Genomic DNA, 14628 nt, shown 5'->3' on the forward strand with positions numbered 1-14628 from the left:
TTAAATATGTGATAAACTAATAATTAGATAATCGGTTATTTCTGTGAGATTTTACATAAAAATTATACATTTGTATACATAAAATATATTCAAACTATGGCAGAACAAAATAAAAAAGAAGATACTCTTGCACAAGAGAAAAGACCTAGAAAAAAAAGAAATTTCCCGAATGTCGGCTTTCAAGAATGTTATGAATTTACGAAAAAAATTGCAGAGATTGGTGCTGGGCAGAAAGTTCGGCGATTAACAATTTTCGAAAACATTGGAAAATCGCCAGATAGTGGTCCAAGTCGTATGTTAGTTACAAATTGTAGTAAATACGGATTAATCTCTGGAAGCTATCAGGCAGAATATCTCCAATTAACAGAGAACGGGGCTACTGCAACTAATTCAGATTTAAGTGAAGCAGCACAATTAAAAGCGAAATTTGAATTAGTTTTTTCTTCTATAGAAATATATAAACAGTTATTTGAAAAATTCGTTAATCAAAAATTACCATCTCATACAGTAATAGCTGATTTGCTTGTCGAAATACAGCCTGATTTAGAGAAGTCTGAAATTGACGCCGTCGTAGATACTTTTATAGTTAACCTTAAATATCTAGGTTTATTAAAAACTCTATCTGGAGCAGAAAGAGTTATTACCTTAGATCATGCGATAGAAAATCTCCCTAATAATAATGATAATAATAAAATAGCATTGCGAAGAGGAGAAAATGAATCCGTGGAATTAATTGAAGTCAAAACCGAAAATCAAGTCCAAGTTTATGAAACTTTCGATAATATATGTTTTTATATAACTCCTATAGGAGAAGAAAATTCAGAAGAACGAAAACACTCAGATTTATTTCTTGAATCAATTGTTGAACCTGCATTGAAAACTCTTGGCATTCAAGTGAAGAGAGCAGACAAAATTGATAAACCAGGTACAATAACTAAACAAATTATTGAATACATCTTTAAGTCTAGACTTGTCATCGCAGATTTATCGTATCATAATCCCAATGTTTTTTACGAACTAGCATTAAGACATTCATCTCGATTACCAACAATACAATTGATAAGAAAATCTGATAGGATTCCATTTGATGTAAATCAAACTAGAACCATAGTAATTGACACTACAGATATTTATTCTCTAGTACCTAAAATTGAGATATACCGCTCAGAGATAGCAAATCAAGTAAGACAAGCTTTGAATGGTACAGGAACTGAATCTATTGATAATCCTATTACGAATGTATTTCCTAAATTACAAGTCAAAATATTTTAACAGTTTTAGTAAACTCATAATCAGATTATTAAAAATAATCTGCAATTTTAATAACATCAAATGATGCTATCATATAGAATCTATATATAACTCACTACTAACATTATCAAAAGTTGTGTATGTAGCAGAAAAGATAAGAACAGTTTAATATCGCATTTTTAATACAACCTCCAACTGAATTAAGAAATAATATATTGTACTCAATTATGTATCAATTGGAACTCTTATTAAAAATAGCACAAACAAATTTTAGACTATGATACTTCAGTTAAGTCTAATAAGCTCAAGAGTTCAATACGCGTTATAGGGTTTATACTTTTGATTATTAAGTATGTTTTGGAAAGTTTACTTTCTCTCAACCTCATTTTTAGAAGCTAAAACCTAATACTAAACTACTTAAATTTATTATTTGAGACAAAAAATTCTTTCCTAAAACAATATATATTACTTCACAATTAATCTTTCATGCTTTAAGAGAAATAGCACAAAATTATCTGCCAATATGTCATGACTCCAATTTCGCACTTTTTATATATTTTTTCAACTTGGCACGGAATTTGTTTTGATTTGTTAAATATAAAACTATGGAAAAAATAAAAATTATTGAACGATTTGATAATTATTATTGTGAAATAAATAATAAGGGAATATTTATTTTAACAATTAATACATTTTTGATTGGTGCCTTTTTAATTAGTTATAAAGATTTATACTGTCTGGTCGGAGATGGATTGGTAAATAGCATATTTAAGATATCTGTATTATCGGTGCTGCTTTTGTCTATATCTTCTATGTTTTTTACGATTTTAGCTATTATCCCTTATTTAGATTCTAACAAAAAATCATTTTGGTTCTTTAATGATATTGCGAATAGATCTCATCAGTCTTTTCTAGAAGAAATTGATGTGCAGACTCAGAATGAAGAAGAATCAGACATTAATAACCAAATATACTATCTGGCTAAAGGATTAAAGAAAAAGCATAGAAAAATAAAAATTTCACTAATAATCAACATGATACAGTTTGCATTTTTAATATTAATTGCTTTTATAATAATATAATGGAAAAGTTATTCGGTAATTATATAAATGCTATAGACGAAATATTAGAGAAAGGAAATAGTATTCAGAGCTTTTCTTCACAGTCAAATAGACTACCTAATTATTTAAATAAAGCATTAGTTTTAGAAGGACGAAATACAGTAGGTGTAGAAGCAATATCTTATAATGAGAAAAATAAGGTTCTTATAGAATTTGATGAAAACCACTTAGAAAAATTATTTGGCCGAAATCGATCTAAGTTAGACCATATTGCGATTGGCTCACACCCTGATTTTGAAAATATCCAGCATTTTGAGTTTGAAAATCATTACTGTGTAACAATGTTTATGGATATTGTAGGATCCACAAGGCTAAATGAAAAATACTCATTGCAAGATATTCGAAAGATAAAAGATACAATATTAACTCTTGCTATTAAAGTTGCCCACTTTTTTGGAGGACATATTCATCGACTTCAAGGTGATGGTATAATGCTCCAATTTGTGAGAAGAGGACAAAAGGAATCTGATGCAGTTATCAATGCTTTGAATACGGCATCTGTTTTAGCACAGTTCATTTCAACAGATTTATCCACTGTGTTTGAAAAACAAGGTATAAAACCTCTAAGAGTGAGGGTTGGAGTAGACCTTGGATTTAAAGAAGATGTAATATGGTCACATTATGGTCTAATTGGTTGTTCAGAGTTAACAACTACAAGTTTGCATACGGATTTGGCAGCAAAGCTACAAGCTCAATCTAAATCTAATGGTATTTATATAGGAGGCAATATTAAAGAAATTCTGGATTTAAATCCTGACTTTTTAAATGATATTCTTGATGAAAATGGACAAATAGACTATTATATTTATAAGGGTAATCAAAATAATTATAGAAAATATAATTTCAATTGGCAAAAATATTTGAAAACCTTTGATTTTATAAGGATGAACAATTCAAATCTCGAATTTAATATACCACATTATCGTTTAAAATGTACACTACATAAAGAAGATCAGGTTAATGAATATTTTCAAAATAGCTATTCTATACAAAAAGGTATACAAATTAAGTTTGAACTACTAGAAAATAATCTTCCCTACAGAAAAAAAGATTTTGAAATAATAGAATGGAAAATATACAATTTTGGAAAAGAGGCAACAAATAATGAGATACTTATACTTGGTGGAGATAAAAATAGTATATCATGTACAGCAACTTCAGCATACAAAGGTCACCATTATGTTGAATGTACTTTGAAACGCACTCATCTCACTAATCAAAAGGTTCGTTTCTCTGTTTTCGTCGATTGACTTTATCACCCCTTTCTAAAACTGTTATACACCTTCCATACAACAAGAATAAAAAATGCAAGACTTTTCCTGAAAATACTCTTTTGAAGAAAGGAAGATTTTCAGGAAAACCGTCAGGCTGTGGTCTTGCAGATTTATTCTTGGTATATATCTTTGTATAGCAGATGGAGAAAGAAATTACTTCAATTTTAATTTACTTGCTTCATTTTGAAGCCTCTCGGCTTCTTCCTCTTTCAATTTTGCCTGCTCCATACGTCTGGCTTTATCTATGACATCCTGCTCGTATTTTTCGACAGATTGACGAATCTCTTTAATAGCCTTCGAATTTCGGTTGTATTCAAATACATCTTCAAGTTTATAAATACTGACAGAATCAGATTTATTAAAGGCTTTGATATAACGATATTTCAAGTCATTATCTGATAGATTATTGATAACCTCCCTTTGTCTGTAATGAAAGAACAAGGAGACAAGCAACATAAACCCAATCACCATAATTGTAATAAATACCCACGAAGAGGTAATATCTATAGAAATACGATGATGTATTTTCTTTGGAGCTGTTTGAGTTTGCTCAATCTGCTCTAATTTCTGTATAATCAGTTCTTCCGATTTGCTGACTTGATTTGTAATATTTGCCAGATCGGATGTACTGATACTGTTTTCCTCTGTATGATTGTTTTTTTGTTTTAGTATCTGTTTTAATTCTTCAAACATGACGCTTATAGTGGATAAATCGCTCATAATGTTTTAATTTATAGGTTTAAAATCTAGGTCTAAATTGTCGTTTCTTCCTACGTTTCTCTTCTTCGTATTCCATTCTATCTTTGAATGCTTCTTCTTCATAATCATCACCGTGAACTTGCATACTACCAATTCCGGATAAAGCATCCAAAGTCGATTCAACAATATCTTTTGTTTGACTTTGCTGTTGGCTCTTTTTGAGGCTTTGATCCTGTGAGAATACATTTTGTTTTAACTGATAGTCTATTTTGGAATAGCTGAACATCCGATCAACTTTAGAGCCTGTAAATGAATATCCATTCTTAGTAAAAGTGATGCCTTGTATCTCATCTGTTTGTCCTTTATATTTAAATTGGGAATCAACACCATATCTGTTTAGATTATATAGTAACTGTTTCCAACTTTTGCTTTTAGGAACAAGTTGACTAAGTAGATTATATATCTCATACTTAGTCTTATCAGGGTCTTTTAGTCGATTGGTCTTTACTTTTTCTTTTCCGGGAGATAAGTACAGACCATATTTAGCTGTCAGCTCCTTACAAATCTTCTCACTTCTATATCTGTCGTTTTTATCAGATATTGTTTTTCCTTTATTATCAATCCGATTAAAGCATAGATGAATATGTGGATGCTCTTTGTCAAAATGTCTAGCAATGATGTATTGGGTGTCTTTAATTCCCATTTTCTGCATGTAATCACGAGCCACTGTCACCATCATTTCATTAGTAATTTTATCCTTGTCTTGTGCTGAAAAATTTAATGAGATATGACCAACTGATCTACTGAGATTTGGGTTCAATTTCGCCTGTGAAACAAAACTTTGAACGATAGAAGCCTTGTTTTTTAGTCTAACATCCTTTGCATACAAAAGTGTGGTTCCTTTTTTGCTATCCAAAATATAATTGACACAGCCTTTAAACCCTTTTCCTTTAATAATCTTTGCCATCATTGTTCAAGTCGCTTTATTACATTATCTATTCTTTCAGCCATAGATTGAAACTCAATAGCGATATTATTATATCCTTGTGTATTCGCTTGTCGGGCAATCTGATTCAGATTATTAGCCATTCCACAAAGTTTTCGGATATAGCTTAGTTGCTCAACCGTGATTCGTTCTTTTACATATCCTTTTTTCAGGCAATCTCTAACAAAGTCACTAATTGTTGTCTTTGTATTTTTAACTTTTGCTATTAGAGAATAATACTCTTCTGTTATCAATTTTATGTTGATTCGATAGGTCTTTTTCTGCCCTAAATCTTTTTTCGGGCGACCTCCTTTTTTATGATATTCTATCATCTTTTTAATTCTTAAATGTTATATATCAGACCAACGGGATGATCCCTTTCTGCGACCATCGGAAGCGGAAAGCAAGTTGTTTTGGGCATACCAAAACATAAACTTGCTCCGCTTAATTTCGCGAATGGTGGGGATACTGCGTCCGCTGATTCATTGAGCAATTATTTACGCCTACTATCACCCTGAAGTGTGATAAAATTGAACATCATTTTAAGCCTATCACCAATCATTGCCCCATAGAAATCATTAGAAGCTAAAGTCTCTAATGTGAAGTTTGTAGTACCATGAGTTACTGCTCCGATATCTAACCTGACACTTAATAACTCGGAAATAGGTCTTAAAATATTTCCATAGTCTTGTATAGTTTTCGACTCCCTGCCAAACTCATCAATCACTAACGGTTTGTATGTAAATGATTGGATTGATTGCTTCATGAGCAGCTCTTGCAAATTGACAGACTTGATAAATGTGAATAAAGGGATAGGTATTCCAAAACGAAGTATCATGTGATTATGAAGCAAAGTATAAGTTCCCAGAATAGCAGTTTTTCCGCAGCCATATTTCCCTTGAAGCATGATTCCTTTATTCAGATCCCCATCAAAAGAAGTATCATTTTTGATATACAGGTATAGTTGCTTTATTATATACTCATTATCTGCATCTATAACAAAGTCAGACTGTTGATTCTGTTTCTTGAAATTGTAAGAACCAAACAAAATAAACAGGTCGCAGAATTCAGAAAAGTCCATATTAAGAGGTAATCTCCGATGTTCTATCTTTTCTTTTTCAGGGGTTGCTATATCTTGAATATCATTCTTTAGGATGTCATACAATGTAACATTAGTCGAAGTCACTTCCCGAATGGATAAAACCTTTCTTTTTTCCATAAGTGTTGGTATTATTATTTTTCTCTTTAGTATTTATATTATTATAGGATGAGAGTTTAGGTGTAGGGATAGGTTCTAGAATCTGATACTTAGTTTTAACCCTAAATCCACCTCCGGCGACAAAGCCAATTAGCTGAGCATTTTTCAATTTCTCTCTAGCTGATTTTAAAACTTGCAGAGAAATATTTGCATTTGCAACCATCTTTTTATCTGCATATTCAATCCATTCAGACCAGTATGAACGATTGGCTAAGAATAGAAGAAAGAAATATAAACGTGTTTCATTTCCGCTAAAACTTTCTTGTTCATCAAGTCTCCAAAAGTTTTTCTGCAAATCAAATAGATTCATCGCCTTCTCGATTTAGAATATAGGTCGGCTTCCATTTCGGCTCTGATATCCAAAATAGTTTTCTTCTTTCCTTTCGCTATCCACTCCAAAAGCTCCTCTTCAAAGAAGAATAGCTTCTTACCTCTTTTATAGCTAGGCAATAATCCTTTTCTTACTAAAGCGTAAATTGTGGGCTTTGCTTTTTGAATGATTCGGCAAGCATCCTCAATTCCGATCGGAATCCGTTTTTCGGGTAGTTCTGTTTTGTTTTTCACAAGCGATTTAATCTCTGCAACCGCTTCAATAAGATAAGCAACCGCTTCGGGTAACTTATCAAAAGTAAGATCTTTACATTCCATATAATTGTGGTTTTAATTAATGAAATGCAATAGTATATGATGACTTCAGGGTGAAAAATTGCACCCGAAAGTCTCTTTTACTTAGTGTGATTTTGTGATATAAATATTGATAATCAACGGTGTAAAGTCGGTGATATGGGGGAGACAAACAAATAGAGCAGAATTTTTTTAACCCTGCTCTAAAAAAATTATACCTTCACTGGAAGAAAACCAAGTAAATATCACTTCTCTGTTCTTTCAGTTCCTTTATCTTCAAATAACAGTTACCTAGCATAAAGCGACTTCTCATAAAACTGTAATCATGATGATCTGTCAAATAACTAACAAAGTCTTCAACAAGTTGAGCATCATCAGGAAATAGGAATGATTCATCACAGTTTCCGTCCTTATCAAAAGTACAGGTCAATGTAATCCCTTCTTTAGAAAAACGTATTTCAATAGACTTCTCTTGAATATCTTTCTCGATATAGTCAATCAGATAGAGCGGATAATCTGTGTATTTTTCCTTAATTTGTGATATAGAAAGCTTTAACACTGAGCTTGCCTGCTCAATTATTTTAGAATAAAGTTGTTCGGTAGGTATTTCTTTTGTTGTCATAGTGTCCGCATTTAAGCCTAATTTGAGAATCAGACTGATATAAATATTAATAAATAGTTTATATCTCTGCGGTTTTCATTCGTCAGTCAGAATTAGATCTCCGACAGACGATAACAGGATGTTGATACAAATATACAATTAACAAACAAAAAGTTAATCTCGATTTTTCTTTTTTACCTATCTTTATGCTATTGAATCTCAAAATTTATCCTTATGCCTAAGATGTTGTGTCGTTGCGGTAAAGTTGTAGGACTTGGGGAAATTCCATCTTCTAACCAATGGATGATTATTTCTGATACGATGATAACAGATGAAGATTGGGATGATAATGGTTTAAATATGTCCGACTTTTACAAAAAAATGGATATTGTTGTAAAATGTCCTGAATGTAAACGCCTATATATTTATTCAAAAGGGTTTGGCAATGAGCCAGAAGTATATAATTTAGAAGAATGAAAAAGTCCATATCATATTTACCATCAACTAATCAGAGAGATTTACATTTTATTATTGAATCTGTTTTACAAAGATTGAAGCAGACTGAAATGATAATACTTTTCGGGAGTTATGCCCGAAACGATTATGTGGTGTATGATGAGAAATATGAATTTGGCAAAATACAATTCTATGTAAGCGATTACGACATATTGGTTGTAACAAGCGGTATATCGGATGGTATAGCTATAAAAATACTCAGCAATATAGAAGATATATATTACGATCGGGCAACAGATCCTGATCGTCAGCCTCCTGTTCAATTTATTAGTGAGGATATGAAAAAACTGAATAAGTATCTGAACGATGGGAGATATTTCTATACACAAATAAAGCAGGACGGTATTGTGTTGTACGATAGTGGTAAGTTTAAACTTGCCCGTCGTCGTAAACTCAATTTTGATGAGATAAAACAACAGGCTCAGGAGTATTTTAATGACAAGTTTATATATGCAAATAGTTTTTTGAGAAGTGCAAATCATGATTACAATGATAAAGAATATAAAATGTGTTCTTTTCATCTTCATCAAGCCTGTGAAAACTATATTTATGCAATCCGCTTGGTCTTTACGTTAGAGAATCCGAAACAGCATAATCTATCAAAGCTTCTTAACTCTGTAAAGAAATATTCTAACGAGTTTATCAAAGTTTTCCCACAAGATACTCCTGAAGAGAAACGACTTTTCGAACTTATCAAGGCTGCTTATGTAAATGGTCGCTACGATCCTGATTTTGTAGTTACAAAAGAAGATATTGATGCTCTTATTCCGAAAGTAGAGTTGTTGAGAGATATTACTAAGAGGATCTGTGAGGAGAAGATTGGGGAGTACGGGGAGAGGGGATGAATTACAATTATTATATTTAATTACTTTTGAAAAATAACATAGAAAAAGGAATATGGAAAAACTAGATATTTTAGATGATTTAATATCTAAAGGTCGCTTTCTGGAAAAGGGTATTATATTTCAACCGCCTCCATCAAATGTCTACAGAACATACAAAGTATATATCCATCAAGATAATTCAGCATATCAAAATTGGATTGCTTTATGTAAGCGATTTCTTAATGAATACTCGAAAGAAGATTTAAATACTTTTGAAGAACTAAGTAAAAAGATCTTACCAGACAATCATATAAAAATGTTAAGTATTTTGAATTCTATCAAAGAATTCTCCCAAATAACAAGTAAGATAGTTCTAAAACCAACTCAGAATACGAATAAGGTATTTATTGTTCATGGTCATGATGAAAAAGCAAAAATAGATGTCGCTCGTACATTAGAAAAATTAGGATTAGAAGCGATTATCTTGCATGAGCAAGCTGATGGAGGTAAAACTATAATAGAAAAATTTGAGAAAAATGCAATAGACGTTGGCTTTGCAGTCATACTATTGACTGCTGATGATGAAGGAAAAGCTAAACGAGAAAATGATTATAAAGATAGAGCAAGACAAAACGTAGTTTTTGAAATGGGCTATTTTATGGGAAAACTTGGAAGAGATCGTGTTTTGCTTCTTTTAGACAAGGGCGTAGATAAACCAGGAGATTTAGACGGAATTGTTTATACTCCAATTGATGAACATGATGCGTGGAAATATAAACTCGTGAAAGAAATGAAGGCTGTTGGATATTCTGTTAGTGCTGATAGCTTATAGTTTTTTTTCTAGTTTAATCTTAAGCTTCCCCTCATTAAAAGTCAGCTTCTTTCTTATTGTATCAGTATCTATATCTTTTAGATTCTTGGCAAAAATGGTTTTAAGGAATAGAGCTATATCTTCTTGTGTATTACTCCGAAAATGATTCCAGATATTCCATCCGAAATGGTATAAATCTATGTTTTGTAAATCTTTTACTCTGATTGGTTCTACATCCTTTAGTCCTATTCCTGTGGAATATTGAATAACATATTCACATAGACGGTTTATATTTTGATCATCGGCAAATAGGGCAAAGGTTGTTCTTGTATATTTTATAGCGACTTCAAGTACTTCTTGTTTTCTTATAATTTCATCTTGTTGATGCTTTTCTCTTATTACATCCAGATCATTGATAAGAGGAGTTTTATTTTCAATAGGCTCTTTTAGCTCTGGTTCAATATTTTCAAGAGCATTAGATTCGGGTACGACGTCTTGATTTTCTATTGTTTGTTTTCGTTTTTTTAATAGTGGAGGAATAACTCTTTGAATGACTTCTAGATAAGAAATGTAAAAGATCAATCCAATCACAAATATAACGATGAATACAAGATTAGCCCCAAAAATATCAAAGCCTAACTCTAAAAACAAATAACGAAAAATTAGAGACAATAAAGCTATACCCATAGCTCCACATATAATTAGTAATATATTTTCAGAATCTTTATAATTCATATTATTATGATTAAAGTTTTTGTAAACTCTTTCCTTTTTGCATTGCCTTTAGAATATTCTTTCTAACGGCTTGGATAGATGGCACTAAATCGCCCTCCATCATTGCAAGCATTGTTTTCAATTCCTGCATCAACTCAGGGATGGGACGGCATAATTCATAAGCGATCTTCATGCAAAGAGATTTTACTGCGGGCAATTCCTCGCTAGACATCATTCGCTCTAAACAGAAATCCAGAAAATCTACTCTTGGCGGATTCGGAAATGGTTGTCTGTATAACAAGTTGAGCATTACCCTTCGTTTTCCTCCGTGCTTGCAAACAAGAATTTCATTAATCAATTGATCTTGTTTATTATATAACCACTCGTTATCCTGTGACGAAAAATGAGTGAAAATCCAAGCTGCATGATATCCAATAGCTTCATCTTCAGCAATAACTAAATTATATAACTCTTGCTTTCGGGTATCACTATCATATGTTAAACGAAGTATCTCATTGATATCGTTCATTCCTATACGCTCAGAAAGCCTAGCTTTAAAATTCATATTTAGTTATTCTTATTTATAAGATTAACTACAACTTTTACCATCATATCTTTTTCTTCGGTTCGGCTTTCGGCAATCATCAAAGTAAGTGCAACAAGTGTATTATTCTCGATAAGTCTGGTACTGTCGCTTCTATATAAAATGCCATTCTGCTCCAAAAACCAAAGAAAGAGGAAAGCAGCGATCCGTTTGTTTCCATCACTGAACGAATGATTTTTAGTAACCAAGTATAATAGCATGGCTGCTTTTTCTTCTATGCTCGGATATAATTCCTCTCCTCCAAAAGTTTGATAAATGGTACTAATCGAGCTTTTGAATGATTGATCTTTTTCGTTTCCGAATAAGCCTCCGCTTCCAAACTTATCTCTCAATACATAGATCGCTTCCATTGCATTGTCATAATTGGCTTTGAAAGGTTCTTCTGTAGTAGTTCTTTCTATTTCTAGTTTCTGATAATCGTATCTATCTAAAGTATCAAGAGCATAAGTGTAATCTGTTATCACACGTAATAGTCCAGTTGCTTCATCAGCCGACAGAGTCTTGGCATTTATTACATTGGAAAGCAGTTTGACTGTTTTCTTTAAGTCTTCTAATTGCTCATTCTTGGCATTTTGATTAATAGCATAACCTTTGATAAGGTATTCTTTTAGAACGCTATTTGCCCAAATACGGAATTGAGTACCTCGTTTAGAATTAACTCTATATCCAACTGATATAATAGCATCTAGATTATAATAAGAGATTTGGCGTTTAACCTCTCTATTGCCTTCGATTTGAACTTGTGCAATTTTTGCACAGGTTGAATCTTTATCAAGTTCTTTAGTTTTATATATATTATTAATGTGACGAACAATAGATGTTCTATCAGTTTTAAATAGTTCAGCCATTTGATATTGATCTAGCCAAACTGTTTCATTGTCGAGCTTTACATCTAATTGAGTATTACCATCAGGTGTTTGATAAATTATAACTTCTCCTTTATTCATAGTATTTCATTTTAAACTTATCTTGTTAGCCGACTCCCTCTTCTTTGCATTTACCAGATCAGCATAGATCTGGGTTGTCGAAACATTTTTATGTGTAAGCATCTTACTGACAGTATAAATATCAGTGCCTAAAGCCACTTGCAAGGTAGCAAAAGTATGGCGAAAACAATGGAATGTAATGTGCTTTGTTATTCCTGCATTGGCTACCCAATCTTTCAGCGGTTGTTGAGTCATGGACTTGGTCAGTCCTTTGAATACTTTGCCTTTTCCCCTCTCTCCGCATAATTCCAAAGCTTCATCGCTAATGGGTAAGGTCGTTTCTGTTTCTGTCTTTTCAGTTCTTAGTCTCATGCAGTAACCACCATCAGAAGCAGGAAGTATTTCTTTCCAATCCAATTTTAGAACATCACTTATCCGTAAGCCTGTCATACATGAGAAGATAGATGCTGATCTCAACACAGGGAAGTCGCAAGGTGTATTGGCTAGTGCTTTCAATTCATCCAATGTCAAATATTCTTTCTTTACATCTGTAGTGTCAATCGAGTCCAGATATTCATTGAGATTCTCTCTGAAGAATTTTTCTTTATATGCAATCTTCAATAAGGCTCTGAATGTAGAGAAATACCCTGATGCTGAATTTTGAGATATACGAAGATCTTTATGTTTCAATTGCTTTGCATCTATCAGATAATCCCTAAAGCGGTTGCATAAATCTACGTTCACATCTCCAAAGGTACATTTGCCTTTGACAAAATTGGAAAAGTGTTGATATACCTTCATCCACTTCTGGTCTTTCTTTTCAGCTTTCAGTTTGTAATAAACCAGAAAGTCAGCTTTCTTTTTATTCTTATCTAAGAAACCGTATTCCTCATTGATAATAGCTTGTACTCTCATGCTGCGGATAACTTCAGCTTTCATCAGCATTTCATTATTGTACTCCTTTTCAATTTCGTTTCTAGGTTTGGCATAGATATAAATGCCTAAATACTCACGCCGTATCATTTTCATTGAATACGGATCACGAATAGCAGGATAAAAATCCAGATAAAGACTCTCTCTAGCTCCTGTTATAGGCCGTCGTCGAAGTGCTACTTTGCTTATTCCCATAATTATAAGATTATTTGAGGGTTGAATAACTTATCTAAGTCGGGCTTTGATATTTTCACATATCTACCTTCTTTTATCTTTGGTATATTATGATACTTTACATAATGATAGAGAGCATCACGAGTGAGGTTATATTTCTCCATAGCTTTTTCAGTGGAATAGTATTCAACTTCTTGAGGTTGCTCATAACCTTTGGCTATATCAAAGTCTTTCTTCGAATACAGCACTTTGCGTCCGTCTTTCTTTCGGGGTATATTCTGCTCAGATACAAAACTATATATGGCTGCCGTAGATAGATTGTATTTCTCTTGAATATCTTCTACTGAATACCATTCTTTTATATCCTGACTTTCGTTAAAGCCTTTTTTTTCAAAATATTTATCGATATGCTCTTTACTGAAATATGATTTACCTCGGATCAATGTTTTAGGGATATTATTTTCTCTGGCAATCTTATAAAGCCATGATTCTTTAATGTTGAATTTTTCTTTAATCTCGGCTACAGTATACAGTTCGGTTAAAGGTTTAGGCTCTTTAGTTGGTTTGGCTTTAGACTCGTACTCCTCTGCATTGTCAAACATCTCGTCAATATCTGATCTGCGAATAAAAGACTTACCATTTGTCTGTACAGCTTTAAGTGTTCCTTTATGTAAGTAACGATAAACTGTTGTGCGTTCAATTCCAAGGAGAAATGCAGTTTCAGAAACAGAGAGATATTCTTTATCTTTTATTTTTTCATACTTATCACTGATTCGCTCTATCTCCTGCATGGTAGAGTAATTAATCGCTACCATCTTAAACTCCCTCTTACCTTGTTTGTATGCCTTGGAGTTGCATTTATGCGAACAGTAACGCGTAGTCGTTTTCTGTGCTATGAACGTATTCCCACAGCATTCGCAGACTTTCGATATTTCCATCTTACTACTCATGATTTCTCCTTTATTTCTCCCTGTTTTTGTTGCACCGTGTTGCGTGGTGTTGCACTATGTTGCAACTACATATAATCTATGAATAAAAATTGAGCCATTATTATATTTTGACAAAGACGGTACAACTGAAACATAAAAAATGCCACAATATCCATTATTATCAATATTCAAATATAGAAATATAAAAGAAAAAGTCGCTATTAAATAGCGACTTAGTTATGAATTATAGTTATTATCTATTAATTATGATTAGTTATCATTTGCCGATACAGAACTTACTAAAAATATTACCCAATATATCATCCGTGGAAATTTGGCCAGTAATTTCACCCAAATAATGCATACATTCACGAATATTCTGAG

18 protein-coding genes are annotated in these 14628 nt (G+C 32.4%); 6 read left to right on the top strand and 12 right to left on the bottom strand.

From position 1 onward, the window contains the following. Nucleotides 1-96: 96 nt before the first annotated feature. From HGC4_RS00815 to HGC4_RS00825, 3 genes are all read left to right on the top strand, one after another. Nucleotides 97-1272: a hypothetical protein gene (locus HGC4_RS00815; protein WP_050708216.1), complete on the top strand. Its 1176-nt coding sequence runs from the start codon at nucleotides 97-99 to the stop codon at nucleotides 1270-1272. Between the two features lie 584 nt (nucleotides 1273-1856). Then, nucleotides 1857-2333, top strand: coding sequence for a Pycsar system effector family protein (locus HGC4_RS00820; protein WP_050708217.1), 477 nt, complete (start codon nucleotides 1857-1859; stop codon nucleotides 2331-2333). Continuing rightward, nucleotides 2333-3622 (top strand): nucleotide-binding domain-containing protein, encoded by a 1290-nt coding sequence (locus HGC4_RS00825; RefSeq protein ID WP_050708218.1) that lies wholly within the window; start codon nucleotides 2333-2335, stop codon nucleotides 3620-3622. Before HGC4_RS00820 ends, HGC4_RS00825 begins: the two co-directional genes overlap by 1 nt. Before the next feature lie 177 nt (nucleotides 3623-3799). On the opposite strand, the gene HGC4_RS00830 is transcribed toward HGC4_RS00825, so the two are convergent. The 7 genes from HGC4_RS00830 to HGC4_RS00860 form a co-directional block, all read right to left on the bottom strand. After that, on the bottom strand, nucleotides 3800-4366 hold the full coding sequence (locus tag HGC4_RS00830; protein WP_157258050.1) for a hypothetical protein: 567 nt from the start codon (nucleotides 4364-4366) through the stop codon (nucleotides 3800-3802). Nucleotides 4367-4385: 19 nt separating this feature from the next. Then, nucleotides 4386-5315, bottom strand: coding sequence for a relaxase/mobilization nuclease domain-containing protein (locus HGC4_RS00835; RefSeq protein ID WP_050708220.1), 930 nt, complete (start codon nucleotides 5313-5315; stop codon nucleotides 4386-4388). Further along, nucleotides 5312-5662, bottom strand: a complete 351-nt coding sequence (locus tag HGC4_RS00840) for a MobC family plasmid mobilization relaxosome protein (protein ID WP_050708221.1) — start codon at nucleotides 5660-5662, stop codon at nucleotides 5312-5314. Before HGC4_RS00840 ends, HGC4_RS00835 begins: the two co-directional genes overlap by 4 nt. A 161-nt stretch (nucleotides 5663-5823) precedes the next feature. Then, the gene (locus HGC4_RS00845; RefSeq protein ID WP_050708222.1) at nucleotides 5824-6549 is read right to left on the bottom strand and encodes a hypothetical protein; all 726 of its coding nucleotides are present in this window, start codon (nucleotides 6547-6549) and stop codon (nucleotides 5824-5826) included. Further along, a complete protein-coding gene (locus HGC4_RS00850; protein ID WP_050708223.1) occupies nucleotides 6503-6898 on the bottom strand; it encodes a hypothetical protein in 396 nt (131 codons plus the stop codon). The genes HGC4_RS00845 and HGC4_RS00850 overlap by 47 nt, the downstream gene beginning before the upstream one ends. Then, nucleotides 6895-7236 carry a helix-turn-helix domain-containing protein gene (locus HGC4_RS00855; protein ID WP_050708224.1) on the bottom strand — a complete coding sequence of 114 codons (342 nt, stop codon included), beginning with the start codon at nucleotides 7234-7236 and terminating at the stop codon, nucleotides 6895-6897. The genes HGC4_RS00850 and HGC4_RS00855 overlap by 4 nt, the downstream gene beginning before the upstream one ends. A 196-nt stretch (nucleotides 7237-7432) precedes the next feature. Continuing rightward, nucleotides 7433-7834 carry a hypothetical protein gene (locus tag HGC4_RS00860; protein ID WP_050708225.1) on the bottom strand — a complete coding sequence of 134 codons (402 nt, stop codon included), beginning with the start codon at nucleotides 7832-7834 and terminating at the stop codon, nucleotides 7433-7435. A 213-nt stretch (nucleotides 7835-8047) separates the two neighbouring features. Between HGC4_RS00860 and HGC4_RS00865 the strand changes: the two genes are divergently transcribed. Genes HGC4_RS00865 through HGC4_RS00875 form a run of 3 tightly spaced genes read left to right on the top strand, consistent with a single transcriptional unit; the run spans nucleotide 8048 to nucleotide 9985 of the window. Continuing rightward, complete coding sequence (locus HGC4_RS00865; protein ID WP_050708226.1) at nucleotides 8048-8290, top strand: hypothetical protein; 243 nt, start codon at nucleotides 8048-8050, stop codon at nucleotides 8288-8290. Continuing rightward, nucleotides 8287-9174: a HEPN domain-containing protein gene (locus tag HGC4_RS00870; RefSeq protein WP_050708227.1), complete on the top strand. Its 888-nt coding sequence runs from the start codon at nucleotides 8287-8289 to the stop codon at nucleotides 9172-9174. The genes HGC4_RS00865 and HGC4_RS00870 overlap by 4 nt, the downstream gene beginning before the upstream one ends. A gap of 52 nt (nucleotides 9175-9226) precedes the next feature. Next, nucleotides 9227-9985 carry a TIR domain-containing protein gene (locus HGC4_RS00875; protein ID WP_050708228.1) on the top strand — a complete coding sequence of 253 codons (759 nt, stop codon included), beginning with the start codon at nucleotides 9227-9229 and terminating at the stop codon, nucleotides 9983-9985. On the opposite strand, the gene HGC4_RS00880 is transcribed toward HGC4_RS00875, so the two are convergent. The 5 genes from HGC4_RS00880 to HGC4_RS00900 are packed head-to-tail and all read right to left on the bottom strand — an operon-like array spanning nucleotide 9980 to nucleotide 14265. Continuing rightward, a complete protein-coding gene (locus HGC4_RS00880) occupies nucleotides 9980-10699 on the bottom strand; it encodes a hypothetical protein (RefSeq protein WP_050708229.1) in 720 nt (239 codons plus the stop codon). The genes HGC4_RS00875 and HGC4_RS00880 overlap by 6 nt on opposite strands. A 10-nt stretch (nucleotides 10700-10709) precedes the next feature. Continuing rightward, nucleotides 10710-11243 carry a hypothetical protein gene (locus HGC4_RS00885; protein WP_050708230.1) on the bottom strand — a complete coding sequence of 178 codons (534 nt, stop codon included), beginning with the start codon at nucleotides 11241-11243 and terminating at the stop codon, nucleotides 10710-10712. A gap of 2 nt (nucleotides 11244-11245) precedes the next feature. Further along, nucleotides 11246-12229 (bottom strand): RhuM family protein, encoded by a 984-nt coding sequence (rhuM, locus tag HGC4_RS00890; RefSeq protein ID WP_050708231.1) that lies wholly within the window; start codon nucleotides 12227-12229, stop codon nucleotides 11246-11248. A gap of 6 nt (nucleotides 12230-12235) precedes the next feature. Continuing rightward, nucleotides 12236-13336 (bottom strand): site-specific integrase, encoded by a 1101-nt coding sequence (locus HGC4_RS00895; RefSeq protein WP_082204021.1) that lies wholly within the window; start codon nucleotides 13334-13336, stop codon nucleotides 12236-12238. 2 nt (nucleotides 13337-13338) lie between these two features. Continuing rightward, a complete protein-coding gene (locus HGC4_RS00900) occupies nucleotides 13339-14265 on the bottom strand; it encodes a helix-turn-helix domain-containing protein (RefSeq protein ID WP_082204022.1) in 927 nt (308 codons plus the stop codon). Between the last annotated feature and the right edge of the window lie 363 nt (nucleotides 14266-14628).

It is taken from the genome of Dysgonomonas sp. HGC4, from assembly GCF_001261715.1.
Taxonomy (GTDB): Bacteria; Bacteroidota; Bacteroidia; order Bacteroidales; family Dysgonomonadaceae; genus Dysgonomonas_A.

Excerpts from the sequence above, each read along its gene's own strand:
- HGC4_RS00815 (WP_050708216.1), top strand. The coding sequence starts at position 97 with ATGGCAGAACAAAATAAAAAAGAAGATACTCTTGCACAAGAGAAAAGA.
- HGC4_RS00820 (WP_050708217.1), top strand. The coding sequence starts at position 1,857 with ATGGAAAAAATAAAAATTATTGAACGATTTGATAATTATTATTGTGAA.
- HGC4_RS00825 (WP_050708218.1), top strand. The coding sequence starts at position 2,333 with ATGGAAAAGTTATTCGGTAATTATATAAATGCTATAGACGAAATATTA.
- HGC4_RS00830 (WP_157258050.1), bottom strand. The coding sequence starts at position 4,366 with ATGAGCGATTTATCCACTATAAGCGTCATGTTTGAAGAATTAAAACAG.
- HGC4_RS00835 (WP_050708220.1), bottom strand. The coding sequence starts at position 5,315 with ATGATGGCAAAGATTATTAAAGGAAAAGGGTTTAAAGGCTGTGTCAAT.
- HGC4_RS00840 (WP_050708221.1), bottom strand. The coding sequence starts at position 5,662 with ATGATAGAATATCATAAAAAAGGAGGTCGCCCGAAAAAAGATTTAGGG.
- HGC4_RS00845 (WP_050708222.1), bottom strand. The coding sequence starts at position 6,549 with ATGGAAAAAAGAAAGGTTTTATCCATTCGGGAAGTGACTTCGACTAAT.
- HGC4_RS00850 (WP_050708223.1), bottom strand. The coding sequence starts at position 6,898 with ATGAATCTATTTGATTTGCAGAAAAACTTTTGGAGACTTGATGAACAA.
- HGC4_RS00855 (WP_050708224.1), bottom strand. The coding sequence starts at position 7,236 with ATGGAATGTAAAGATCTTACTTTTGATAAGTTACCCGAAGCGGTTGCT.
- HGC4_RS00860 (WP_050708225.1), bottom strand. The coding sequence starts at position 7,834 with ATGACAACAAAAGAAATACCTACCGAACAACTTTATTCTAAAATAATT.
- HGC4_RS00865 (WP_050708226.1), top strand. The coding sequence starts at position 8,048 with ATGCCTAAGATGTTGTGTCGTTGCGGTAAAGTTGTAGGACTTGGGGAA.
- HGC4_RS00870 (WP_050708227.1), top strand. The coding sequence starts at position 8,287 with ATGAAAAAGTCCATATCATATTTACCATCAACTAATCAGAGAGATTTA.
- HGC4_RS00875 (WP_050708228.1), top strand. The coding sequence starts at position 9,227 with ATGGAAAAACTAGATATTTTAGATGATTTAATATCTAAAGGTCGCTTT.
- HGC4_RS00880 (WP_050708229.1), bottom strand. The coding sequence starts at position 10,699 with ATGAATTATAAAGATTCTGAAAATATATTACTAATTATATGTGGAGCT.
- HGC4_RS00885 (WP_050708230.1), bottom strand. The coding sequence starts at position 11,243 with ATGAATTTTAAAGCTAGGCTTTCTGAGCGTATAGGAATGAACGATATC.
- rhuM (WP_050708231.1), bottom strand. The coding sequence starts at position 12,229 with ATGAATAAAGGAGAAGTTATAATTTATCAAACACCTGATGGTAATACT.
- HGC4_RS00895 (WP_082204021.1), bottom strand. The coding sequence starts at position 13,336 with ATGGGAATAAGCAAAGTAGCACTTCGACGACGGCCTATAACAGGAGCT.
- HGC4_RS00900 (WP_082204022.1), bottom strand. The coding sequence starts at position 14,265 with ATGAGTAGTAAGATGGAAATATCGAAAGTCTGCGAATGCTGTGGGAAT.